This is a genomic window from Variovorax sp. 10N412 (genome assembly GCF_056394985.1).
Genome location: NZ_JBFTIO010000026.1, coordinates 1 through 22,555 on the forward strand (window position 1 = coordinate 1; position 22,555 = coordinate 22,555).

Sequence of the window (22,555 nt, forward strand, 5' to 3'; positions counted from 1 at the left end):
CGACCCCTTCGCTGCGCTACGGGGCAACCTGCGGTGCTCGCGTTTCGCGGGGTCTCGCAGAACTCGCTTCGCTCAAACAGCTGCGAGCCCTGATCCGCGAAACACTGCGCTCCTCGGCGCAGCCAGAGGGGGTGGGAACCACCCGGGCCTTTGCTTCGCTCGGCCACCAGGCCCCCGCAGGCGCTGCGCGCCTGCGGGGGTTGTTATCGGGTCTTCGGTCTTGGTTGCTGGCTGTTTGGAGCCGAGCGCAGCGAAGGCGTGTCGGTGTCCCAACCCCTTCTGGATGCGCCGAGGAGCGCAGCGTTTCGCGGGTCAGGGCTCGCCCTTGTTTGAGCGAAGCGAGTTTGGGCGAGACCCTGCGGAACGTGAGCACCGCAGGTTGCCCGGAGCGAAGCGAAGGGACGCAGCCAGCAGGGGTCGCCTTTCTTTGCTTACTTTCTTTGGCGAAGCAAAGAAAGTAAGTCGCCCGCCGGGGCGAGACCCGGCCGACAGCCTCAAGACAGCCCGCTGCAAGCGCCTTACTTCTTCGCCTCGTCCACCCAAACATCCGCCAGATTCGACTCCACCCCATCCGCCGTCAACGAATGGTCATGCACCCGCTGGTTGGCGATGGTGATGAACACAGGCTGATAGAGGTTCAGGTCCGGCACATCGCGCGCCACGGTGTCCTGGAAGTCCTTGAACAGCTTCAGGCGCCTGGTGGCATCGTTCTCCACGGCCGCGTCTTCCAGCAGCTTGTCCACCACCGGGTTCTGGTAATGCGTGCCGTTGGAAAACGGCACGCCCTTGATGAAGTTCTTCGACCAGTACAGCCGCTGCACGCCCACGGTCGGGTCGAACAGGTTGCTCGCGCCGTTGTGCGTGAAGGCGAAGTCGCGGTCGGTGTAGATGCGCTTGATGAAGGCGCTCGGGTCCTGCGCGCGCACAGTCACCGCGATGCCCACGCGCGCCAGCGCCGAGCGCAGGTAGTCGGCCAGGCGCGGGCCGTCGGCGCCGATGGGGTTGAAGTCCAGCGGCACGCTGAAGCGCACGCCGCCGGCCTTCTTCGGAAAGCCCGCTTCGTCGAGCAGCGCGTTGGCCTTCTTCACGTCGAAGGCATAGGGCGAGGGCGCCGGGTCGTGGAAGGCCTTCAGGCCGGGCGCGATGGGCGAGTAGCTGACCTGGCCGTAGCCGTAGTTCACCACCTTCACGATCACGTTGCGGTCCACGGCGTGGGCCACGGCCTGGCGCACCTTCTCGTTCTTGAAGTACTCGTTGTCGAGGTTGAACTCCAGCCGCGTCACGTTCGACGAATAGCTGTTGCCCTTGGTCTCGAAGCGCAGCGCAGGCACTTTCTTCAGGCGCTCCAGGTCGGCCAGCGGCACGGGCGTGCGGTAGCCGAGGTCGACGGTGCCGGTCTCGAAGGCCACGGCCGCTGCTGCCTGGTCGGTCACGAAGCGCACGATCAGCTGGTTGACGAAGGGCTTGGGCTTGTCCCAGTAGTCGGTGTTGCGCTCGTACACGATGTGGCTGCCGCGCACCCACTCCTTGAACTTGAACGGGCCGGTGCCGATGGGCGCGTTGTTGTTCGGGTTGCTGGCCGGGTCGGTGCCTTCGTAGATGTGCTTGGGCACGATGGGCGTCTCGGTCGCGACCAGCGCGCGGATCAGGTACGGCGCGGGCTTGGACAGCCGCAGGATGGCGGTGTACTTGTCGGGCGTGTCGATGGCCGTCAGGTTGGCAAACGTGTTGCGCCCGCGCGGGTGGATCTTCTTCAGCAGCTCGATGGAATAGGCCACGTCGGCGGAGGTGAAGTCCTTGCCGTCGTGCCACTTCACACCCTGGCGCAGCGTGAAGGTGTAGGTCAGGCCATCGGGGCTGATCGCCCACTTGGTGGCCAGCTGCGGCTGCGGGTTGACGTCGTAGTCGTACTTCAGCAGGCCTTCGGTGACCTTGGCGCTCACGCTCAGGATGGGCGTGGCCACGTTGCCGATGGTGACGAGTGCGGTCGGCTCGCTGGTCGACAGCAGCGTGAGCGTGCCGCTGTGGTTGGGCGGCGCGGCGTGGGCTGCGAGGCCCACGGCGAGCAGCGCGGCGAGGAGGGCGCTGCGAACCCGGAAGGAGGGAGGCGAGAAAAACATGATTGGAAAAACAGGGTCGGTAGAAAAAAGGAAAAAAGTCAGGCGACGACAGGCTCGATGCCGTCGCGTACGGCGCCGGCCGAAGAAGCCTCAGGCGACACCAGCCCTTCGCGCAGGTCGCGCGCCACCAGCGCCGGGTCGCGCTTCGAAGGCTCGCCCAGGCCGCCGCCGCCGGGCGTCTCGACGATCAGGCGGTCACCCGCCGGCACGATCTGTCGGCCCTTGGCGCGCAGCGTGCCGCCCGAGGCCAGCCGCAGTGCGCCCGGCCCACCATTGCCGCCGCCGAGCGCGCCGCGCGCGGGGTTCGTCACGCGGTCGAAGGCCGCCGCGATCAGGAAGGCGGCGTCAGGCTGCGCATGGCGCACCTCGATCACCTGGCCCAGGCCGCCGCGCGCGGCACCGGTGCCGCCGGAATCGGTACGGAATTCCTTGCGCTCGAACACGATGGGCGCCTGCGTCTCCAGGATTTCGAGCGACACGTTGCGCACGCCGCTCGGGTAGGCGGTGACCGAAAGGCCGTCCTTGCCAGGCCGCGCGCCGGTGCCGCCGGTGGAAAAGCTGATGACGTTGAAGCGCGAGCCGCGGCGCACGGCTTCGGCGTTGGCCTGGCTGGTGCCCGCGAGCACCTCGCCGCCAACCAGCTGAAGGTTCCACAGCGACGAGGCGCCTTCGGCCGGCACCTTGTCGGCCCGGGCCTGGCGCAGCGCGCCGAACACCGCGTCGGGCAGCAACTGGCCTACCACGTGCCGCGCGGTGACCGCGGCGGGGTGCAGCGCGTTCAGGATGCAGCCCGCGGGCGCTTCCACGCGAATGAGGCCCAGCGAACCCGCATTGTTCGGCACGTCCGAGCCCACGAGGCAGCGGATGCCGAAGGAGGTGTAGGCGTCGGTGTACGCCTTCACCACATTGATGCCGCGCGCCACCGTGCCCGAGGTGCCGGCAAAGTCGACCACAATGCCGTCGTCGGCGATGGTCACGGACACCTGCAGCGTGATGGGCGCGTCGTAGCCGTCGGCCACCAGCGTGTTGTGCCAGGTGCCGCGCGGCCAGTCGCGCAGCGCCTCGCGCATGGCCTGGGCCGAGTGCGCAATGACGAAGTCGCCCAGCGCCTCGAGGTCGTCGAACTTGAACTCGCGCAGCAGCGTGCGCAGCCGCCGGCCGCCCACCTCGTTGCAGGCCACCAGCGCGTACAGGTCGCCCTCGACCTGCTCGGGGTCGCGCACGTTGGCGCGGATGATCGCGCGCACGGCCGGGTCCACCGTGCCCTGGCGCACGAAACGCAGGATGGGCAGGAACAGGCCCTCGTGGTAGATCTCCAGGCCGTCGGGGCTGGAGCCGATGCCGCCGATGTCCACCACGTGCAGCGTGGAGGCGAACAGCGCCACGGCTTTCTTCGCTTCGCCTTCGCCATGGAAGATGGGCGTGACCATCGTCATGTCGAACAGGTGCCCGGTGCCCTTCCAAGGGTCGTTGGTGAGGAACACGTCGCCGTCGTCCATCGTGTCGATGGGAAAGCGCTGCAGGAAGTGCTTGACCGATTCGGCCATCGAGTTGACGTGGCCCGGCGTGCCGGTCACGGCCTGCGCGATCATGCGGCCGTCGGGCAGGAACACGCCCGCCGACAGGTCGCCGGCCTCGCGCGTGGAGGTGCCGAAGGCGGTGTGGATCAGCACCTGCGCCTGTTCCTCGACCACGGAGAGCAGCCGGTTCCATGCGAGCTGGTTGCGGATGAGCTGGCTGCTGGCCAGCGCCTTGGGGGTGGGGGTGGTGCTCATGCAGCGGTTCCTGCGAGATCCTTGTGGGGGGTGGAAGGGGTGGAGGCGGCCTGCGTGACCAGCCCGGCCTTCAGGTCGCGCGCCACCCGTGCGGGGTCGCGTTCTGCCGGGTCGCCGAGGCCCGCGCCGCCGGGCGTCTCGACCACGAGCACTTCGCCGGCCGGAATGACCTGCCGGCCCTTGCCGCGCAGCACGGTGCCCGAATGCTTGAGCCGCGCGGCGCCCGGTGCACCGTCGCCGCCACCGAGCGCGCCGCGCGCGGGAAAGCGGATGCGGTCCCAGGTGGCCGAGAGCACCATCGGGTCGCCGTCGGCGTTCTCGATCTCGATGACCTGCCCGAGGCCACCGCGCGACGCACCGACACCGCCGGAGTCGCTGCGGTACTCCTTGCGGCGGAACAGCAGTGGGGCCTGGGTCTCGAGGATTTCCAACGACACGTTGCGCACCCCGCTCGGGTAGGCTGTGGCTGAAAGACCGTCCTTGCCCGGCCGCGCACCGGTGCCGCCGGTGGAAAAGCTCACGATGTTGAAGCGCCGCGCGCGCCGCAGCGCGTCGTTGGGTCCGCCCTCGATGGGCTGGCCGCCGAACAGGCGGATGTTCCACAGCGACGACGCGCCTTCGGCCGGCACGCGGTCGGGCCGCGCCTGGCGCAGCGCGCCGAATACCAGGTCGGGAAGCATCTGCCCGATGGCCGCGCGCGCCGCCACCGCGGCCGGCGGCAGCGCGTTGACGATGGAGCCTTCGGGCGCCACCACGCGAATGGGTGCGAGCGAGCCCGAGTTGTTGGGAACGTCCGCACCCACCAGGCAGCGGATGCCGAAGGAGGTGTACGCGTCGGTGTAGGCCTTGGGCACGTTGATGCCGCGCGCGATGCTGGACGAGGTGCCCGCGAAGTCGACCTCGATGCCGTCGTCGGTGATGGTGACGGCCGCGTGCAGTTCCAGCGGCGTGTCGTAGCCGTCCACCGTCATGTGGTTGCGCCAGGTGCCCTTGGGCCATTCGCGCAGCGCCTCGCGCATGGCCAGCCGCGAGCGCTCGATGATGTAGTCGCCCTGCGCCTGCAGGTCGGCCAGCCTGAACTCGCGCAGCAGGCGCTGCAGCCGCACGGCGCCCACGGCATTGCAGGCCACCAGCGCGTGGAAGTCGCCCTCGACCTGGCCGGGCTCGCGCACGTTGGCGCGCACGATGTCGATCACCGACTCCTCGATCACCCCCTGGCTCGCGAAGCGCAGCGGCGGCAGGAACAGGCCTTCATGGAAGATCTCCAGCGCATCGGGCCCGGCGTTGACGCCGCCGATGTCGACCACGTGCACGGTGGACGCGAAGAGCGCCACGGGTTTTCCGTCGTGGAACACCGGCGTGACCATGACCACGTCGAACAGGTGGCCCGTGCCTTTCCAGGGGTCGTTGGTGACAAACACGTCGCCGTCGCGCATGGTGTCGATGGGAAAGGCACGCAGGAAGTGCAGCACCGAATCGGCCATCGAATTGACATGGCCTGGCGTGCCGGTGACCGCCTGCGCGACCATGCGCCCGTCGGGCAGGAACACGCCGGCCGACAGGTCGCCGGCCTCGCGCGTCGGTGTGCCGAAGGCGGTGCGGATGAGCGCTTGTGCCTGTTCCTCGACCACAGCGAGCAGGCGGCTCCAGACCAGCTGCTGGCGCAATTGCTGGCGTGCGGGTGCGGTGCTCATGGTTGTTGCTCCCTCACCCTCTGGGCGAGGGCAGGGGTGGGGGCAAGCGGCGTTCGATGAAGCGCTGCGGTGAAGCAAGCGCCGTCGTGCCCCCATCCCAACCTTGCCCCAGAGGGGGAAGGAGCAAGACCGTATTTCTCCCTCMCCCTCTGGGSGAGGGCAGGGGTGGGGGCAAGCGGCGCTCGATGAAGCGCCGCGGTGAAGCGGGCGCCGTCGTGCCCCCATCCCAGCCTTCCCCCAGAGGGGGAAGGAGCAAGACCGTGCGTGCTCATGCGACGGCCTCTTCGGTGATCTTTGCGTCGGCGTGGCGCACGGAGGCCGTGTCGTCCAGCACCAGTGCGCCCAGCCGCGTTGCGCGCGCTTCGAAGCCGGCGATCACGTGCGTGGTCGTCTCGTCTTCGACGATCAGCGCCGGGCCTTCGATCCACTTGCCCGCGCCCAGCGCGGTGCGTTCGTAGACGGGCACTTCGGCCCACTGGCCCGCGTCGGCGTCGTACAGGCGGCGTGTGCCAGAGGGCGCTGCGCGGCCCGTGTCGGCCACCACCGCATCGGGCTCGGGTGCCGCACGGCCGCCGGCTTCCACCGCGACCGACCAGCTCACCGCTTCGGCCGCGATGTGCGGCAGGCTGCGGCCGTACAGCGCGGCATAACGTTCCTCGAAGCGCTGGTGCAACGCTTTGCTCGCGGCCGCATCGAATGGGCCTTCGGGCAGCTCGACCGGAATCTCGTGGCCCTGGCCGGCATAGCGCATGAAGGCCTGGCGATGGCGCACCAGCGCGGCACCGGGCGCGGCGCGCAGCACCACGTCGTCGGCGGTGGCCGTCAGCTCGCCGAGCAGCTTGTCGACAGCGGCGTGGTCGATGCGGTCGAGCCGCTGCGCAAGGCTGCGCACCGTCTGATACGCCACAGGCGCCCACAGGAAGCCGAGCGCCGAGCCGACGCCGGCCGAGTTGGGAATCACCAGCCGCGCCACGCCCAGCTTGCGCGCGAGCAAGGCGGCATGCAGCGGCGCCGCACCGCCGAAGGCGATGAGCGTGCTTTCTTCAGCCACCTTGCCGAGTTCGGACGCATGCACGCGCGCGGCGTTGGCCATGTTCTCGGTGACGATCTCGATCACGGCCTGCGCGGCGGATTCGACGTCGAGACCAGTCTGCGCGGCAAGGCCCTGCAGCAGCGCGTCACGTGCACGCTGCGGGTCGAGCTGCACCTTGCCCACCGCGAAGCGCGCCGGGTCGATGGCGCCGAGCGCGGCGTGCGCGTCGGTCACTGTGGGCAGCTCGCCGCCCAGGCCGTAGGCGGCCGGGCCGGGCGAGGAGCCCGCGCTGTCGGGGCCCACCTGCACCACGCCCAGGTGGTTCACGCGCGCGATGGAGCCGCCGCCCGCGCCGATCTCCACCATCTCGATGACCGGGATGCGAATCGGCAGGCCCGAGCCCTTCAGGTGCCGGTGCACCCGGCCGAATTCGAAGCTGCGGCTGATCTGGGGCTGGTAGTCGTCGATGAAGCAGATCTTGGCCGTGGTGCCGCCCATGTCGAAAGAGAGCGCGCGCGTGGCACCGATCTGCTCGGCCACCTGCCGCGCCAGCACCGCGCCGCCGGCCGGACCCGATTCGACCAGCCGTACCGGCTCGTCGATGCCGGCCTGCAGCGTGGTGATGGCACCGCCCGACGTCATGAGGAAGGGCTCCGCGCGCAGGCCGCGCGCGGTGGCGCCTTCCTGCAGGCGGCGCAGGTAGCCGGCCACCTGCGGCTGCACATAGGCGTTGGCGCTGATGGTCGACAGGCGCTCGTACTCGCGGATCTCGGGGCACACGTCGGAGGCCAGCGACACCCACAGGCCGGGCGCGTGTTCGCGCAGGAGCTCGCGCACGCGGCGCTCGTGCGCTGGGTTGGCATAGCCGTGCAGGAAGCACACGGCCACGCTCTCGATGCCGTCGGCCAGCAGTTGCTTCGCGAGCACGGCCACCTGCGCTTCGTCCAGCGGCGTGATCACGCGGCCGGCCGCGTCCACGCGCTCGACCACCCCGTGGCGCCAGTGGCGCGGCACCAGCGGTGCGGGTTTTTCGAGGAACACGTCGTATTGGGCGAAGCGGTCTTCGAGGCCGATCTCCACCAGGTCCCGGAAACCGTGCGTGGTGAGCAGCGCCGTGGGCGCGCCCTTGCGCTCGATCAGCGCGTTGGTCGCCAGCGTGGTGCCCAGGATCAGCAGGTCGACGTCGGCCCAGCCGGCGCCGGCTTGCTGCAGCACTTCCTCGACACCGCCGAGCACGGCCTGTTCTGGCGCGGTCGGGGTGGTGAGCACCTTGAGCGTGTGTTTCTCGGCGCCGCGCAGCAGCACCACGTCGGTGAAGGTGCCGCCGACGTCGACGGCGACGCGCACGCGCGCATCGAGCGCCGCGGAAGATGGGTTGGAGTTCGAGGACATGAGAGAAAGAAAGAGAGGGAGGTGTCTAGTTGTCGAGAGGAATCAGCGCAACGGCGTGGCGGCCGCAAAGGCCTGCGACAGGTCGGCAATCAGGTCCGCCGGGTCTTCGAGCCCGATGTGCAGACGCACCACCGGCGCGTCGCCGGTCCATTGGCGGTGCTCGCGCAGCCGCTCGGGCTGGGCGACCAGGGCCAGGCTTTCGTAGCCGCCCCAGGACGCACCGATGCCGAAGAGCGCGAGCGCATCGACGAAGGCGTTGGCCGCGGCCGGCGTGGCATGGCGGAACTCGAAGGACACGAGCCCGCTGGCGCCGCTGAAGTCGCGCTTCCACAGCGCATGGCCCGGGTCGGAGGGCAGCGCGGGATAGAACACGCGCGACACCTGCGGCTGTTGCTGCAGAAACTCGGCCACCTCGGTGGCATGGCGCTGGTGCTGCGCGAGCCGCACGGGCAGCGTGCGCAGGCCGCGCAGCGCGAGGTAGGCGTCGTCGGCGCCGATGGTCAGGCCGAGCGCCTCGTAGGCGGTGGAGAGCTTGGCGGCCAGCGCCGGGCTGTCGACCACCACGATGCCCTGCATCAGGTCGGAGTGGCCCGAGATGTACTTGGTGGCCGCCTGAATGGAGATGTTCGCGCCCAGTGCGAGCGGCTGGTAGAACCAGCCGCCGCTCCAGGTGTTGTCGGTGGCGACCGTCACGCCGCGGTCGCGCGCGATCGCGGTGAGCGCCGGCAGGTCGAGCACCTCGTAGAGCAGCGAGCTCGGCGATTCGAGATACAGCAGGCGCGTGTTGGGTCGGATGCGGCTGGCCAGGTCGTCGTGCGCGGGCGAGAAGTACTCGATCTCCACGCCCAGGCGCTGGAGCAGCGTGCTGTCGACGCGGCGCAGCGGCGCGTACACGCCGTCGGCCACCAGCGCATGGTCGCCGGGCGACAGCAGCGCGAGCAGCACCAGCGTGATGGCCGAGAGGCCCGAGGGCGTGAGGAAGGCGCGATGCCCGCCTTCGAGGTTGGTCACTGCGTCTTCGAGTGCGCGGTGCGTGTCCAGCCCATGGCGGCCGTAGGAGGCCACGCGCTCGCCGGCGGTGCGGCGGTGATGGTAGTCGGCGTGCGCGGCGGTGTTCTCGAAGCGCACGGTGCTGGTGCGCACCACGGGCACGTTGACCGGCCCGCTGCCGTCGCGCAGCGCCGGCGCGCCGGCGTGCAGCAGGCGGGTGCCGGCGCCCAGCTTGCTTGCGCTCTTGCCTTCGCTCATGCCGCCACCTTGCTCGGCTTGAGCTGCGTGGCGTTGTAGTTGACGACCGCGCCGGTCTCCAGGTTCACGCCGATGCGCTGCGAGAGCGTTTCCAGCGGCCGGCCGTACAGGTGGAAGTGCAGCGTGGGCTGCTCGCCGATCACGTGGATGCTGTGCAGGTCGTCGGCCAGGAAGCCGATGGACGTGCCGGGCTGCACCGTGACTTCGCGGTCGAGTTCCAGCCGGGCCACTGTGGGGTCGCTGCCGTCGTCGGTGCGGCGGTATACGCGGTTCTCTTCCTGGCCCTCGACCGCCACGATGGTGGCCCAGGTCGTGTGGTTGTGGGGAATGGAGGTCTTGCCGGGGTTGATGGAGTTCAGGTAGAGCGCCACGCCGTCTTCACCGTCCGCGGGGTTGAGCCGGTAGCGCGTGGAGGCGCCCACGCCTTCGTGGATGGCCGGGGGCGGAAAGTCGGTGCGCGTGAACAGCGCGGTGTGCGAGGCCAGTTGTTCGAGCCGCTCCGTGATGCGCGCGAGCACGGCGCGGTCGAAGGGCACGGCGGCCGCGATGGCACGCACGTCGTCCAGTGCCTGGTCGACGGCGGCGCGGCGTTGGGCGGCAATGTCCGCGGAAGAAGAGCCGGAGAGGGTGGAGGTTGCTGTTGTCATGGTTCTTGGAGGATGCAAGGTGGGTTCAGAGTGCGAAGCGCAGCCGGTCGAAGGCCAGCACCTCGGGGAAGGGGGCCGGCAGGGCCGGCGGCACTGGCGCGGCGCGGGGGCCTTCGCCCAGCGCGCGGTGCAGGAAGGCGCGGGTGCGTTCGCTCTCGGGAGCGCCGAAGATGCGCGCGGCCGGCCCGTGCTCGACGATCACGCCGGCCTCGGTGAAATACACCTGGTCGCTGATCTCCTCGGCAAAGCGCATCTCGTGCGTCACCAGCACGCAGGTCAGGCCGTCGCGCACCAGGTCGCGAATGACGGTGAGCACCTCGCCCACGGTCTCGGGGTCGAGCGCGGAAGTCACCTCGTCGAACAGCATCAGCTCGGGCCGCATGGCCAGCGCGCGCGCAATCGCCACGCGCTGCTGCTGCCCGCCCGAGAGCTCGCCGGGGTAGGCCGCCTCCTTGTGCGACAGGCGCACCTTGTCGAGCAGGGCGCGCGCCTCGCGCTCGGCGGTGGCGCGGTCGCGCCCGGCCACGCGGGTGGGCGCGATCACCAGGTTCTGCAGCACCGTGAGGTGCGGGAACAGGTTGTATTGCTGGAACACGAAACCCACGCGCTTGCGCAGCGCGATCAGCTCGGCCTCGGTGCGCAGCGTGTCCACGCGCGTGTCGCCCACGCGGATCTCGCCGTGCTGCGGGCGCAGCAGCCCGGTGATGCAGCGCAGGATGGTCGACTTGCCAGAGCCCGAGGGTCCGATGATCGACACCGCCTGGCCGCGCTGCACGTCGAGGTCGATGCCGCGCAGCACCGCGTTGTCGCCGAACGAAAGCTGCACGCCGCGCAGGGCGACAAGCGGGGAAGCAGGGGTGTCAGTGACGGCCATGGCGGCGCTCCAGCGCGCGCGTGGCGCGGGCAATCGGGTAGCAGTAGGCGAAGAACACGCCGAGCAGCGTGAAATAGACGAGCACCGTGAAGTCGGTGCGCGCCACGGTGTTGCTGGCGATCTGCGCGGTGTCGACCACGTCGTGCGCGCCCACCAGCGACGCCAGCGCGGTGCTCATGGTGATGCTGGCGTACAGGTTCATCCACGGCGGCAGCATGCGGCGCAGGCATTGCGGCAGCACGATCAGCCGGAAGATCTCGGTGCGTCGGAAGGCCAGCGACTGCGCCGCTTCCCACTGCGCGCTCGGAATCGACTGGATGGCGCCGCGAAAAATCTCGGCCACCACCGCGCTGGTGGGCAGCGCCAGGCCCAGCACCACCTTGATCCAGTCGGGGAAGGGCACGGTCCACTTGACGATGTGCAACTCGAACGGAAACACGTAGGTGGTGAAGTAGATGAGCACCAGCACAGGCGCGTTGCGGAAGAACTGCACGTACCAGCGTGTGAGCACGCGCAGCGCGCGCACCGGCGAGAGCGACAGTGCCCCCACCACCAGGCCGACCAGGGTGCCCAGCGCCATGGCCAGCACGCTGATCTCGATGTTGGTGAGCAGGCCCCAGAGCAGCGCGGGCGTCCATTGCCACAGGAACACCAGCGCCACCGGCGTGGTGCCCGTGGCCACCCAGGTGCCCACGACCAGCAACGCGGCCGCCAGCGCGGTCCACCACGGGTGCCGGCGCGGATCGAAGCGTGCGCCGGATGCGGCGCGCACCGTAGGTGCGTTCAGCGTGGCTTCATTGGCCATAGCCGGGCATCCTCAGTCGGCCTTCGAGCCAGCTGCCGGCACGGCTGACCAACCAGGTCAGAGCGCCGAAGTACAGCAGGATCAGCAGCAACAGTTCGAGCACGTTGTCGCGCTGCGTCCAGATCATGATCGACTCGTAGGTCACGTCGCCCACCGCGATGGCCGAGGCCACCGCCGTCATCTTCACCAGGTCGACCAGGTTGTTGACCAGCGAGGGCAGCGCGAAGCGCACGGCCAGCGGCAGCTCCACGCGCCACAGCAACTGGCGCTGCGAAAAGCCCAGCGAGCGCGCCGCCTCGAGCGTGACCTGCGGCACCGCCTCGATGCCCGCGCGCAGCGCCTCGGCATGGAAGGCGCCCTTGTGGATCGCCACCACGATCACCACCCAGACGAAGGGCGTGAGCGGGTTGCCGCCCACACCTTCGAGCTGGCGCGTGATGAGCATGTTCAGCACCAGGAAAGCGCAGTACAGCTGCACCAGCGTCGGCGTGTTGCGCGTGACCTCGACGAAGGCGCGCGCGGGCAGCGCGAGCCAGCCTCGGCCCGAAGTCAGCGCCGCGGCCATCGCCACGCCGGCCGCGAGGCTGCACGGAATGGTCAGCAGGCACAGCTCGAAGGTGACGACCAGCCCGCGCAGAAAGGCCTGCCGCTCGCCCAGGTCGAGCAGGAAGGCGTAGTTCAGCCCCAGCGGCTTGATGGCCGCCACGGCCTGTGCGAGCAGGCCGGCGTCGCTCATTCGGGCGCCTTCAGCGCGGCCACCGCGCGCGCGATGCGCTGCACCGCCTGCGCCAGCACGGCGTCGCTGGCCGCGATCGACAGGCGGATGTAGGGAGACAGCCCGTAGGAGGGGCCATCGACCACCGCCACGCCCTCGGCGTCGAGCAGCCAGTCGACGAAGTCGGTGTCGCTGGCGATCACGCCGCCGTCGGGCCGCACGCGCCCGATCAGCGCGGCGCAGTTCGCGTAGACGAAGAAGGCGCCTTGCGGCGGCAGCACCGCCAGCCCCGGCACCGTGGCCAGCGCCTTGGTGACGAGCGCGGCACGGCGCGCATAGGCGGCGCGGGCCTCGCCCACGAAGTGCTGGTCCGCCGACTGCAGCGCGGCGGCGGCCGCGGCCTGCCCGATGGCATTCGCCCCCGAGGTGGCCTGCGACTGGATGACCGTCATCGCGCGCGCCAGCGGCTCGGGCCCCACGCCCCAGCCGATGCGCCAGCCTGTCATGGCGTAGGTCTTGGACACGCCGTTGACCAGCAGCGTGCGCTCGCGCAGGTCGGGCGCGGCATGCAGCAGGTGCGGCGGCGGCGCGTCGCCGAACCAGATGTGCTCGTACACCTCGTCCCACAGCACCGCCACGCGCGGGTGGCGTCGCAGCACGGCGGCCAGCGCCTGCAATTCGTCGCGGCCGTAGATGGCGCCGGTCGGGTTGCCGGGCGAGTTCAGCACGAGCCAGCGCGTGCGCGGCGTGATCGCCTGTTCGAGCGCGGCGGCCGTGAGCTTGAAGCCGCTGGCCTCGTCGCACGGCACGATCACCGGCGTGCCGTCGTTCACGCGCACGATGTCCGGGAACGAAGGCCAGTAGGGCGCGGGCACGATCACCTCGTCGCCGGCGTCCAGCGTGGCGGCGAAGGCCTGGAACACGATCTGCTTCGCGCCGTTGGCCACCACGACCTGCGCGGGCGCGACGTCGAGGTCGTTCTCGCGCCGGTACTTGGCCACGATGGCCTGGCGCAGGGCGGCGGTGCCGGGCGTGGCCGTGTACTTGGTCTGGCCGCGCGCGAGCGCGTCGACGGCGGCCTGCTTGATGTGCGCGGGCGTGTCGAAGTCGGGCTCGCCCGAGGTCAGCGTGAGCACGTCGCGCCCTTGCGCGGCCAAGGCGGCGGCGCGCGCGCTGGCGGCGGCGTTGGCCGAGAGCTTCACGCGCGAGGCGCGTTGCGAGAGCGCCAGCGCGGGGTTGGGGGTGTTCGTGGATGTGCCTGTCACAGCGGTGCCTTCGCGAACTTGGCCTTCAGTTCGTGCAGCAGCGGCGTGGGCGTCATGCCGTTCTTTTTCTCGACCTCGATGAGCCAGCCCGTGCGGTGCCAGTTCTGCACGATGCGGTCGATGGCGCCCTGCGTGTCGGTTTCGCCCTTGCGCACCCAGATGACGGAGGGCGAGGGAATCAGGTCCGACGGCGAGACGATGGCGTAGTCCTTCCAGTCGGCGTTGCCGGCGGCCAGTTCGCGCAGCGTGGGGCTCACGTGCACTGCGGCCACGCAGTTGCCGCCCTTGAGCGCCAGCAGCGATTCGGGCTGTCCGCGAAAGGCCTTGATCTGCGCGCCGTACTGTTCGGCCAGCGGCTTGGTGAAGTTGCTGCCCTGCGACACGCACACGGGCTTGCCGCGCAGGTCTTCCCACTTCGAAAGGCCGCTGTCCTTGCGCGCGATGGCCGCGCCGCCCACTTCCTCGAAGGGCGTGGGAACGAACGACAGAATTTCGCTGCGCTCCTGCGTCCACTGCATGTTGGCGATGAGGATGTCGACCTTGCCCTGCTGCAGAAACTGCACCCGGTTCGACGGCTGCACCTGCACCGTTTCCAGCCCCACGCCCAGGCCCTTGGCGACGCCCTCGGCCAGCTCGACGTTGTAGCCCACGGGCCTCTGTGTCGCGGGGTCGATGGTGCCGAAGGGCGGCCCCGAGAGGATGACGCCGACGGTCAGGCTGCCGCGTTGCTTGATCTTGTCGAGGGTGGCGTCGGCGTGCGCGCCGGCGCTTGCCGCCAGAAGAAGGATCGACAGCAAGGGAGTGAAGGAGCGTGGCGTCATGGCGTGGAATCGGCAAAAGGAAGTGCGGGGAGCCGTCTTGCAGGGCTGCCCGAAGGCTGACGTGCGTCGGCGTGAGCCGTGCCCGGTCGTGTCCGGTCAGGAGGCGATCAGGGCGCGGCGCGCAGCTTGGCCTGCAGCTCGGGCAGCAGCGGCTGCGGCGGCTCGATGTGATTGCGTTTCTCGGTCTCGATCAGCCAGCCGCTGCGGTGCCACTGCTTCACCACCTTGTCGACCGCCGCGATGGTGTCGGCCTCGCCCTTGCGGGTCCAGACGACGGAAGGCGCGGGCAGGATCTCTTCGGTGATCGGCGCCGCGTAACCGGCCCATTCGGCGTTGCTGCGCAACAGGGGCTGGATCAGCGTGGAATCGTGCACCGCAGCCACGCAGTTGCCGCCGCGCAGCGCCAGCAGCGATTCGGACGACGTCTTGAAACCGCGCACCTGCGCGCCGTACTGCTCCTGCAGCGGCTTCACGAAACTGCTGCCCTGCGAGGCGCAGACGGTCTTGCCGCGCAGGTCCTCCCACTTCGCGATGCCGCTGGTCTTCAGCACGGCCGCGGTGCCGCCCACGCGGTAGAACGGCGTGGGCGCGTAGCCGAGGATTTCGCCGCGGTCGGCGTTGTATTCCATCGAGGCGATCAGCAGGTCGACCTTGCCCGATTGCAGGAACTGCACGCGGTTCGAGGGCTGCACCTGCACCAGCTCGACCTCGGTGCCGAGCTGCTTGGCCAGGTCGCGCGCCAGGTCGGGGTTCCAGCCGATCAGTTGCTGGGTGGCGGGGTCGATCGAGCCGAAAGGCCCGCCGTTCACCATCACGCCGATAGAGACCTTGCCGCGCTGCTTGATGCGGTCCAGCGTGGCGTCGGCATGGGCCGCGCCCGCACCGATGCACAGCAGCGTGGCCAGGGCGATGGCGATGCGGGAAGAAGGGAAGAGGGAGCGCGAGCGGGAAATCATCGAATGGGAGCCCAAGAAAAGGCGTAACGAGGCAAGCGGCAATCTTCCAAGGCCGCGCCCGCGCTCACAACGAACACCTTCGACTATCGATATGCGTTTTTCAGTGCGAACTTTGGTGCGCAGCTGCGGGAACGCGGAACGTGGCCAGTTCCTCCGGCGCGCACTGGGCAATGAGGCCCAGTTCCCAGTCGAGGTAACGGCGCGCGGCGTCCAGGTTGCCGTCGTGACGGTCGTGCACGAAGAGCAGGTAGTCGATGGCCTCGGCATCGGACGGCGATGCGGGTGTGGCCTGCTGTGCCCAGCCCGCGGATTCGACCGCCTCCGCACGCGCCCACGAGAGATGTTGCCAGCCGGCCTCGCGCAGGTCTTGCGCGGCCAGGCGCGCGGCGGTTTCGTCGGGCGCGATCAGCAGCACAGGGTGCTGCAGGTCGCCGCCCGTCGCGGCCAAGGCGTCGGCCGCCACGCGCGGGCGGATCGACCAGACGGCGCCGCGCGCATGTCGCGCCCGGTAGGCGGGCGAGGGGCGCAGGTCGAGCACCGCGGGCGGCGCGTCGGTGTCGTCGCGCCAGGCGGACAGCGCTTCGGGGTCCGCGGCTGTCACCGCCGGCGGCAGCCGCACGGGTGCACGCACGGGCACGCGCAGGTCGGCGGCCAGGCCGTCCTCGACCAGCGCCGCATCCAGGCCGAGCCGGCGCAGCCACAGGGCCACCACCGGTGAGCGCACGCCGTCGTCGTCCAGCACCAGCACGCGGGCGTGGCGCACGCCGACCTGCAGGTCGGTGGCTTGCAGCAGCTGGCCGCCCGCCGCATGGCGCGCGCCCTGCAGGCCGCCCGCCGCGAATTCTTCCGCCGTGCGCACGTCGAACACGAAGGTGGTGCGGGTGCCGTCGTCGAGCCAGGCCTGCGCCTCGGCGGCGGTGAGCACGGGCACGTGCGCGCGCCGGGCCGCCGCAGCAGCGTCTTCCCGCGCGGCCAGGCGCTGCGCCGCATCGGGCGCCGGTGGCAGCGCCCGGGCGCTGCCGCGTTCGAGTTCGAGGCCCGCGAGCGCCCAGCCCTGCGTGCCGTTCTCCAGCGCGAGCACCGGGTTCGGCACGCCCAGGTCGCGCAGGATCTGCGCGCCGACGATGCTGCGCGTGCGGCCCGCGCAGTGCACCACGATGGTCGTGGTCGCGTCCGGCACCAGCGTGCGCCAGCGCAGGGCCAGCTCGCCGTTGGGCACGGGAATGGCGCCGGGCAGCGTCATCTTGCGGTGCTCTTCGAGCGTGCGGCCGTCCAGCAGCGCCAGCGGCTCGCCCTTGCGCTGGCGCTCGGCCAGTTCGCGGGCGCTGATGTGCGGCACCTCGAAGGCGTGTTCGGCAATTTCGCCGAAGGTCTTCGAGGGCAGGTTCACGCCCTTGAACAGCGTGTGGCCCGCGCGTGCCCAGGCCGGTGCGCCGCCGGCGAGCACCGACACGTCGTCGTAGCCCAAAGCCGCGAGCCGGCCGGCCGCGCGCTGGGCCAGCGCCGAGCCTGCGTCGCCGTCGTCGAACAGCACGGTGCGGGTGGCGCGGCGCGGTACCAGGCGCGCCACCTCGGTTTCGAGGCGGCTGTAGCCGGCATGCACCGCGAAGAAGGGATGCCCTTCGCCGTACTGGCCGTGCTCGCGGATGTCGAGCAGCGCGAGTTCGCGGCCGTCCTGCAGCCATTGGTGCAGCGTGTCTGCGGAGATCGCAGGCGCCAGGGAGGAGGGGGCCGCCGCGGCGGGTTGGGAAATTTCTGCAGTGAGGGACATGGGTGCGCTTGAAGGGAGGTCGGCGGCACCATAGCGCCGCCGCCGCGGGCGTGCTACGAAGACTTCCGCATATGCAAACGCATTCGCCGACGACCGCGCGTGGCGTGCCTCACGCTGCGGCACCGTGTGCCACGGTCTCGGCCAGGAAGGCCTCCACGGTGCGCGGCGGGCGGCCGAGCACATCGGCGACCGTGCCCGTCACAGGCGCGGCTTCGCCCGCGGCGATGAGTTCGGCGAACTGCGCGTGCACGCGGGCGATGTAGGGCGACGGTGCATTCGCTGCCTGGCGCTGCTGCTGCGCCTGGGCGGACAGCGGCGTGGCGGCGATGGCGCGGCCCGTGAGCGTGGAAGCGGTGCGCGCGATGTCGTCGTAGCCCACGGCCGTGGCGCCTGTGAGCACCCACGGCGCGGGTGAAGCCTCGGGTGCGTCGTTCTGCTCGAACAGGGCTTCCACCGCCACGTCCGCAATGTCCCGCGCATCGATGAAGGCCACGCGTGGATCGCCCGGCGGCGCATGCAGCACGTCGCCGGCCGCCAGGTCCGCAGCCACGCGCGCCAGCATCACCTGCAGCCAGGCGTTCGGGCGCAGCACGCGGTGCGCGATGCCCGTGCGCGCCAGCGCGGCCTCGATCTCGCCATGCGCGTCGCCCGACAGCGATCGCCCCGGCGGCTCGATGGTCCAGTGCGACCCTGAAAGCTTGACGATGCGCTGTACGCCGGCCGCCGCGGCGGCTTCAATCACCGCGATCTGCTGCGCCGCCAGCGTGGGCGTGATCGGCGACAGCAGGAACAGATGCGAAACCTCCCGCAGCGCACGGCGCAAGGCGGCAGCGTCGTCGAAGTCGGCGACGGCCGTTTCCGCGCCTTGCGCGCGCAACTCGTTGGCCCGTGCCGCATGGCGCGTCAGCGCGCGCACCGAGGCGCCGCGCGCCAGCAGGCGGGGCACGAGCAACTGGCCCAGGCGCCCGGTCGCGCCTGTCACCAGGATGCGGGGCGGGGCACTCACGCGGCGGTCGCCAGCGTGGCGGACTCGGCGGGTTGGACGACGGGCTTGTGCGCCGCCTGCGCCTGCAGGGCGCGCAGCGGTGCGTGGTCGACCCAGGCATCGAGGTCGAAGTCGGCAGGCAGGAAGCCCCATTCGAGCAGGAAGTCCTTGAAGTGCCCGATGGCCGCGACCAGCGGCGCGTCGAGGCCGATGCCCAGGTGCCTGTGCACCTCGGGTCCGTTCGATGCCAGCACCGCCTCTTCGCTGGTGGAGATCTCCCTCGCCACGAAGCGCAGGGTCTCGTCCGGATGCGCCTCGGCCCAGCGGCCCGCACGCGCCACCACGTCCAGCAGGCGCACCACCAGGTCGGGGCGCTGCTGCGAGAGCGCGTCGTCCACCGTCAGCACACGCGGCGTGCCGTTGTTGATGCGCACCTTCGGGTCGGGGTGGTTGCCGAACTCGGCCACCACCTGCGCGCCGATCAGGTTCGCCACCACCACGCCTTCGGCGCCCTTGAGGAAGATGGCGTCCACCTCGCCGCTGACCAGCGCCTCGACCTCCCGGAAATACGGATGGCGGCGGCGCAGCCCGAACAGGCTGGGCTCGCCCTGCGCAAGGATCACCGACTCCTCGATGGGCAGCTCCACCAGCGTCAGGTCCTTCGTCGTGAGGCCGGCCAGCGACAGCCCGGAGACCACGCCTTTCAGCGCGGTCGCGCGGTGGAAGTCGATCAGGTCGTTCACGCGGCGCGGCACCGCGAAGCGCCGGCCGGCGAGTTGCTCGATGGACGCGATGCCGCGCCCCGGCAGCGTGACGATGGCCTGGAACTCGTCGGTCCAGGTGATGGCCACCAGCCGCGTGGCGCGCCCCTTGGCGCGCGCCCAGATCGGCGGGATGTTGCCGCCCTGGCGGAAGGACCACGCCAGGTGATGGTCGAAATGGCTCTCGCGCACGCTGCGGTCCTTCGAGTCGATGATCGATTCGATGGCGATGCCTTCCTCGGCGAAGGTCTGGGCCAGCCAGCCCTGGCGCGCGGCGATGCCCAGCGGCGAAGGCACAGGGCAGCGGGTGTACCAGAGGACGTCGGGGTTGGTGGCGGGGGATGCGGATGAAGTCATGGGTTGTGCTCCTGTGTGGAAAAAAGGCACGCTCGGGTGTTGCCCCCTCTCCCCCTGGGGAGAGGGTTGGGGTGAGGGCCGACGGCGATGGCAAAGGCAGAGCGAGTGCGAAGGCCCATGCCCTCACCCCCGCCCTCTCCCCAAGGGGAGAGGGAGCAAGAGCGGGTGCTCATGCGGCGATCCACGCGCCCGCCAGGTTGCCCGCAATGCCGTCCGCACTCACCGTATGCCCGCGCACGCGGCGGTCGGCAATGGTGTAGTTGTCGAGCGCCAGCAGCGTGATGTCGGGCAGGTCGCGCACGATGTGGCGCTGGAATTCCGTGAAGGCCTGCCGGCGTCGGCCCTCGTCCACCTCGACGGCTGCGGCTTCGAGCAGCCGGTCGACCTCGGGGTTGCTGTAGCTCGAGCCGTTGGAAAACGGCAGGCCCTTCTTGAAGTTCTTCGACCAATACAGCCGCTGGATGCCCACCGTCGGATCGAAGGTGTTGCTCATCACGCTCACATGCAGGTCGAAGGCGCGATCGGCGTACACGCGGCGCACGTAGGTCGCGAAGTCCTGTGCGCCGATGGTCAGCTCGATGCCGATCCGCCCCAGGCTCTGCTTGAGGTACTCGGCCGTGCGCTGGCCGCCTTCGTTGGGAATGGGCACCACCGCCAGCTTCAGCCGCAGGTTGCCGCCGGCCTTGCCGCGCGTGAGGCCCGCCGCGTCGAGCAGGGCCTCGGCCTGCTTCACATCGTGGGGCAGCACCGGCAGGTCGGGCACATAGAACTTCTTCAGCGCCGGGTGTACCGGGCCGGGAATGAGCCGGCCCTGGCCGTACCACACGGTCTTCTGCACCACCTGCCGGTTGATGGCGTGCGCAATGGCCTGGCGCACGCGCAGGTCCTGCAACGCGGGGTTCTCCAGGTTGAACTCGATGCGCGAGACGTTGTTGATGTACTGGTAGCCGTTGGGCTCGAACACCAGGTTCGGCTTGGCGCGCAGCCGCTCCACATCGCCCAGCGGCACGGGCGTGCCGGGGCTCAGGTGCACCTCGCCCTTCTCGATGGCCGCGGCGCGCGCGGCGGCGTCCGGAATGAAGCGCACGATGAGCCGGTCGACGTAGGGCTTGGGGCTGTCCCAGTAGTCGGGGTTGCGCTCGTAGGTCACGTGGCTGCCGCGCACCCACTCCTTGAAGATGAAGGGGCCCGTGCCGATGGGTGCGTTGTTGGCCGGGTTGGCGTCGGCCTTGCCGGTTTCGTACAGGTGCTTCGGCACGATGGGCGACTCGGAGGCCGACAGCGCCGTGAGCAGGTAGGGCACGGGCTTCGAGAGCACCAGCACCGCGGTGTAGGCGTCGGGCGTGCGCACCTCGGCCACGCTGGAGAAAGTGGCGCGCCCGCGCGGGTGGTACTGCTTGAGCAGGCCGATGGAATGCGCCACGTCGGCCGAGGTGAAGGGCTTGCCGTCGTGCCACTTCACGCCCTTGCGCAGGGTGAAGGTGTATTGAAGCCCGTCGCTGCTCACCGCCCATGCGGTGGCCAGCTGCGGCTGCGGCGTCAGGTCGAAGTCGTAGGTCAGCAGGCCTTCGGTGGTCTTGGCCGAGATCAGCACCGACGCGCCGGCCGAATGCGCGATGGTGGTGAGCGTGGGCGGCTCGGGCTCGATCAGCACGGTGAGCGTGCCGCCGCGCACGGGCGTGGCCGCGGCAGGGGCTTGCGCCCATGCGGGTTGGAAGCCAGCGAGGCTGGCGAGGCCGAGGCCGGCGCCGCCCTGGAGCAGCAGGCGGCGGTGGATCGCAGGCACCGGCTTCACGCGGCGCGCTCCGCGTCGTAGCCGGGCGGCGCGACGAAGCCGCCGTACACCTGTTCGAGCAGGTGCGCGAAGGCGATGGTCGTGCGGTCTTCGAGGTACGGGCCCACGGCCTGCGCGCTGACCGGCAGGCCCTGCGCGTCGAGCCCGATGGGAAAGCTGGTGGCCGGCAGGCCCGGCAGCACCGGCAGGCCGGCCCAGTGGAACAGGTCGAGGAAGCGCACCTCGCGCGTGCCGTGCTCGAAATCGACCGGGTAGGTGCGCGCGTCCTTGGGTTCGCTGTGGTTGTGGGCAAAGGCCGGCAGCGGCGCGACTGGGGTCACGACCACGTCGAACGCCTCGAACAGGCGCTCCCACTGGTGGCGCAGCACATGGCGCGCCTCGTTGTCGCGCAGCCATTCGGCATGGCGCAGCGTGGGCGCGCGCAGCCAGGCGGCATCCGCGCTGTCGTCGTCGGCCGAAAGCGCTTCGAGCCGCTGCTGCGCCGCTTCGCTCAGCGCCGGCGGCGACGCCAGCGACGAGCCCAGCAGGCTGCGGTACACGCGGTGCTGCAGCGCCAGGTCGGGCAGCAGGCCGGCCGGCACGTCGGCCGTGCGGCTCACCTGCGCGCCCTGTGTGCGCAGGCGGTCCACCACGCGCTCGACGACCTGCTGCTCGTGCAGGCTGCGCTCGCTGCCGGGCCACTGGTCGATGACCAGCACGCGAAAGTCCTGCAGCCGCGTGTGGCGCGCGGGCGGCAGCGTGGCCTTCCAGGCCTTGGCGGCCAGCGGCTCCCGGTTGAGCAGCAGGTCCAGCGCCAGCGCCAGGTCGGCTGCGGTGCGCGCCAACGGCCCGGCCACGGTCAGGTCGCGGTCGGCCACGCGGCCCGAAGGCACGCCCGTGCCGCCCAGCGCGACCAGCCCCGCGGTCGGCTTGTGGCCGTACACGCCGTTGAAGTGCGCGGGAATGCGGATCGAGCCGCCGATGTCGGTGCCCAGCTCCAGGGCCACGTAGCCCGCCGCCAGCGCGGCGGCCGAACCGCCCGACGAGCCGCCCGGCGTGCGCGTGAGGTCCCACGGGTTGTTGCTCACGCCGTAGATGGCGTTGTAGCTCTGCAGGTCGGCCAGCGCGAGCGGCACGTTGCTCTTGCCGACGATGACCGCGCCGGCCTCGCGCAAGGCGGCCACGGCCAGCGCGTCTTTCCTGGCGACGTTGTCGGCATAGGCCGGGTTGCCGCTGCTCGTGACGAAGCCGGCCACGTCGAACGATTCCTTCACGGTGATCGGCACGCCCAGCAGCGGCCGGCGCTCGCCGCGTGCCAGGGCGGCATCGGCTTCGCGCGCCGCAGCGCGTGCGCCCTCGTCGTTGCGCACCACCACTGCGTTGATGTCGTTGTCGAAACGGTCGATGCGCGCGAGCACGTGTTCGAGCAGGTCGACGGCCGACACGCGGCCGTCGGCCAGCGCCTCGGCCTGCGCGCGGGCGCTTGCATAGGTCAGCGAATGCAGATGGGGGTGCTTGAGGTCCTGGGTGATCATGGCGGTTCCTTGGGCGTTCGTTGTCTG

The 22,555-nt window shown here is 70.4% G+C and carries 17 protein-coding genes; all 17 read right to left on the reverse strand.

The genetic code is table 11. The annotated features are described in order from the left end of the window. Positions 1-518: 518 nt before the first annotated feature. A complete protein-coding gene (locus AC1DJH_RS31680; protein ID WP_472124461.1) occupies positions 519-2,120 on the reverse strand; it encodes an ABC transporter substrate-binding protein in 1,602 nt (533 codons plus the stop codon). A 38-nt stretch (positions 2,121-2,158) separates the two neighbouring features. Continuing rightward, positions 2,159-3,895 (reverse strand): hydantoinase B/oxoprolinase family protein, encoded by a 1,737-nt coding sequence (locus AC1DJH_RS31685; protein WP_472124464.1) that lies wholly within the window; start codon positions 3,893-3,895, stop codon positions 2,159-2,161. Continuing rightward, positions 3,892-5,589 carry a hydantoinase B/oxoprolinase family protein gene (locus tag AC1DJH_RS31690; RefSeq protein WP_478188413.1) on the reverse strand — a complete coding sequence of 566 codons (1,698 nt, stop codon included), beginning with the start codon at positions 5,587-5,589 and terminating at the stop codon, positions 3,892-3,894. The genes AC1DJH_RS31685 and AC1DJH_RS31690 overlap by 4 nt, the downstream gene beginning before the upstream one ends. A 268-nt stretch (positions 5,590-5,857) precedes the next feature. After that, positions 5,858-8,014: a hydantoinase/oxoprolinase family protein gene (locus tag AC1DJH_RS31695; RefSeq protein ID WP_472124470.1), complete on the reverse strand. Its 2,157-nt coding sequence runs from the start codon at positions 8,012-8,014 to the stop codon at positions 5,858-5,860. A gap of 42 nt (positions 8,015-8,056) precedes the next feature. Then, the gene (metC, locus tag AC1DJH_RS31700) at positions 8,057-9,262 is read right to left on the reverse strand and encodes a cystathionine beta-lyase (RefSeq protein WP_472124472.1); all 1,206 of its coding nucleotides are present in this window, start codon (positions 9,260-9,262) and stop codon (positions 8,057-8,059) included. Then, the gene (locus AC1DJH_RS31705; RefSeq protein WP_472124475.1) at positions 9,259-9,909 is read right to left on the reverse strand and encodes a cysteine dioxygenase family protein; all 651 of its coding nucleotides are present in this window, start codon (positions 9,907-9,909) and stop codon (positions 9,259-9,261) included. Before AC1DJH_RS31705 ends, metC begins: the two co-directional genes overlap by 4 nt. 25 nt (positions 9,910-9,934) lie before the next feature. Beyond that, a complete protein-coding gene (locus AC1DJH_RS31710; RefSeq protein ID WP_472124477.1) occupies positions 9,935-10,783 on the reverse strand; it encodes an amino acid ABC transporter ATP-binding protein in 849 nt (282 codons plus the stop codon). Beyond that, positions 10,770-11,588 carry an amino acid ABC transporter permease gene (locus AC1DJH_RS31715; RefSeq protein WP_472124480.1) on the reverse strand — a complete coding sequence of 273 codons (819 nt, stop codon included), beginning with the start codon at positions 11,586-11,588 and terminating at the stop codon, positions 10,770-10,772. Before AC1DJH_RS31715 ends, AC1DJH_RS31710 begins: the two co-directional genes overlap by 14 nt. Next, the gene (locus AC1DJH_RS31720; RefSeq protein ID WP_472124483.1) at positions 11,578-12,324 is read right to left on the reverse strand and encodes an amino acid ABC transporter permease; all 747 of its coding nucleotides are present in this window, start codon (positions 12,322-12,324) and stop codon (positions 11,578-11,580) included. The genes AC1DJH_RS31715 and AC1DJH_RS31720 overlap by 11 nt, the downstream gene beginning before the upstream one ends. Further along, entirely contained in the window at positions 12,321-13,568 is a 1,248-nt protein-coding gene (locus AC1DJH_RS31725; protein WP_472124486.1) for an aminotransferase class I/II-fold pyridoxal phosphate-dependent enzyme, read from the reverse strand. The genes AC1DJH_RS31720 and AC1DJH_RS31725 overlap by 4 nt, the downstream gene beginning before the upstream one ends. Further along, positions 13,565-14,389 (reverse strand): transporter substrate-binding domain-containing protein, encoded by an 825-nt coding sequence (locus tag AC1DJH_RS31730; protein WP_472124489.1) that lies wholly within the window; start codon positions 14,387-14,389, stop codon positions 13,565-13,567. The genes AC1DJH_RS31725 and AC1DJH_RS31730 overlap by 4 nt, the downstream gene beginning before the upstream one ends. 107 nt (positions 14,390-14,496) lie before the next feature. After that, positions 14,497-15,345 (reverse strand): transporter substrate-binding domain-containing protein, encoded by an 849-nt coding sequence (locus AC1DJH_RS31735; RefSeq protein ID WP_478188414.1) that lies wholly within the window; start codon positions 15,343-15,345, stop codon positions 14,497-14,499. A 100-nt stretch (positions 15,346-15,445) separates the two neighbouring features. Then, positions 15,446-17,116, reverse strand: a complete 1,671-nt coding sequence (locus AC1DJH_RS31740) for a rhodanese-like domain-containing protein (protein ID WP_478188415.1) — start codon at positions 17,114-17,116, stop codon at positions 15,446-15,448. Between the two features lie 109 nt (positions 17,117-17,225). Next, a complete protein-coding gene (locus AC1DJH_RS31745) occupies positions 17,226-18,122 on the reverse strand; it encodes an NmrA family NAD(P)-binding protein (protein WP_478188416.1) in 897 nt (298 codons plus the stop codon). Further along, positions 18,119-19,219 (reverse strand): ABC transporter substrate-binding protein, encoded by a 1,101-nt coding sequence (locus AC1DJH_RS31750; protein ID WP_478188417.1) that lies wholly within the window; start codon positions 19,217-19,219, stop codon positions 18,119-18,121. Before AC1DJH_RS31750 ends, AC1DJH_RS31745 begins: the two co-directional genes overlap by 4 nt. 169 nt (positions 19,220-19,388) lie before the next feature. Continuing rightward, positions 19,389-21,005: an ABC transporter substrate-binding protein gene (locus tag AC1DJH_RS31755; RefSeq protein ID WP_478188434.1), complete on the reverse strand. Its 1,617-nt coding sequence runs from the start codon at positions 21,003-21,005 to the stop codon at positions 19,389-19,391. Between the two features lie 5 nt (positions 21,006-21,010). After that, positions 21,011-22,528, reverse strand: a complete 1,518-nt coding sequence (locus AC1DJH_RS31760; protein WP_478188418.1) for an amidase — start codon at positions 22,526-22,528, stop codon at positions 21,011-21,013. Positions 22,529-22,555 lie beyond the last annotated feature (27 nt).

Bases quoted from the DNA above. Each gene is read 5' to 3' on its own strand.
- AC1DJH_RS31680 (WP_472124461.1), bottom strand. From the start codon at position 2,120: ATGTTTTTCTCGCCTCCCTCCTTCCGGGTTCGCAGCGCCCTCCTCGCC.
- AC1DJH_RS31685 (WP_472124464.1), bottom strand. From the start codon at position 3,895: ATGAGCACCACCCCCACCCCCAAGGCGCTGGCCAGCAGCCAGCTCATC.
- AC1DJH_RS31690 (WP_478188413.1), bottom strand. From the start codon at position 5,589: ATGAGCACCGCACCCGCACGCCAGCAATTGCGCCAGCAGCTGGTCTGG.
- AC1DJH_RS31695 (WP_472124470.1), bottom strand. From the start codon at position 8,014: ATGTCCTCGAACTCCAACCCATCTTCCGCGGCGCTCGATGCGCGCGTG.
- metC (WP_472124472.1), bottom strand. From the start codon at position 9,262: ATGAGCGAAGGCAAGAGCGCAAGCAAGCTGGGCGCCGGCACCCGCCTG.
- AC1DJH_RS31705 (WP_472124475.1), bottom strand. From the start codon at position 9,909: ATGACAACAGCAACCTCCACCCTCTCCGGCTCTTCTTCCGCGGACATT.
- AC1DJH_RS31710 (WP_472124477.1), bottom strand. From the start codon at position 10,783: ATGGCCGTCACTGACACCCCTGCTTCCCCGCTTGTCGCCCTGCGCGGC.
- AC1DJH_RS31715 (WP_472124480.1), bottom strand. From the start codon at position 11,588: ATGGCCAATGAAGCCACGCTGAACGCACCTACGGTGCGCGCCGCATCC.
- AC1DJH_RS31720 (WP_472124483.1), bottom strand. From the start codon at position 12,324: ATGAGCGACGCCGGCCTGCTCGCACAGGCCGTGGCGGCCATCAAGCCG.
- AC1DJH_RS31730 (WP_472124489.1), bottom strand. From the start codon at position 14,389: ATGACGCCACGCTCCTTCACTCCCTTGCTGTCGATCCTTCTTCTGGCG.
- AC1DJH_RS31735 (WP_478188414.1), bottom strand. From the start codon at position 15,345: ATGATTTCCCGCTCGCGCTCCCTCTTCCCTTCTTCCCGCATCGCCATC.
- AC1DJH_RS31740 (WP_478188415.1), bottom strand. From the start codon at position 17,116: ATGTCCCTCACTGCAGAAATTTCCCAACCCGCCGCGGCGGCCCCCTCC.
- AC1DJH_RS31750 (WP_478188417.1), bottom strand. From the start codon at position 19,219: ATGACTTCATCCGCATCCCCCGCCACCAACCCCGACGTCCTCTGGTAC.
- AC1DJH_RS31760 (WP_478188418.1), bottom strand. From the start codon at position 22,528: ATGATCACCCAGGACCTCAAGCACCCCCATCTGCATTCGCTGACCTAT.